Here is a 513-nt window from a genome sequence, read left to right on the forward strand (position 1 = left end):
CATACACCGACAACCTCCAGCAGAAACTGAAAGACCTGCACGGGGCATGGAAGCGGTGCTTTGATAAGCGTCTGGCGGCTAAAAAGCCGGTCTTTAAGCGCAAGAGCCAGGGCAACGATTCCATCAGATTCGTCAACTTTGACAAATACTGCCAGCTTGACCGCAAGCGCGTTAAGCTGCCCTCCGGGCTGGGCTGGGTAAAGTTCCGCCAGTCTCGCGCCGTTGTGGGCAAAATCAAAAACGCCACGGTCAGCCAGCACGCAGGCGGCTGGCATATCTCGTTCCAGGTCGAAACGGAGGTCGAACAGCCCGTACATCCGTCAACGTCCGCTATCGGACTGGACGCGGGTATCAGCAAGCTTGCAACGCTGTCCGACGGCACGGTCTTTGAACCGGTAAACAGCTTTAAAAAGAATCAGGCGAAGCTGGCGCGGCTACAGCGCCAGCTGGCCAGGAAAGTAAAATTCAGCGCGAACTGGAAGAAACAGAAGGCGAAAATTTCCCGCTTACACG

At 55.8% G+C, this 513-nt stretch carries 1 protein-coding gene; it reads left to right on the forward strand.

The annotated features are described in order from the left end of the window. The coding region (locus F3J40_RS25425; protein WP_167018795.1) for an RNA-guided endonuclease InsQ/TnpB family protein at positions 1–513 on the forward strand (513 nt) is incomplete at both ends.

This window comes from Candidatus Pantoea multigeneris (assembly GCF_011752615.1).
In the GTDB taxonomy this organism is placed as follows: domain Bacteria; phylum Pseudomonadota; class Gammaproteobacteria; order Enterobacterales; family Enterobacteriaceae; genus Pantoea; species Pantoea multigeneris.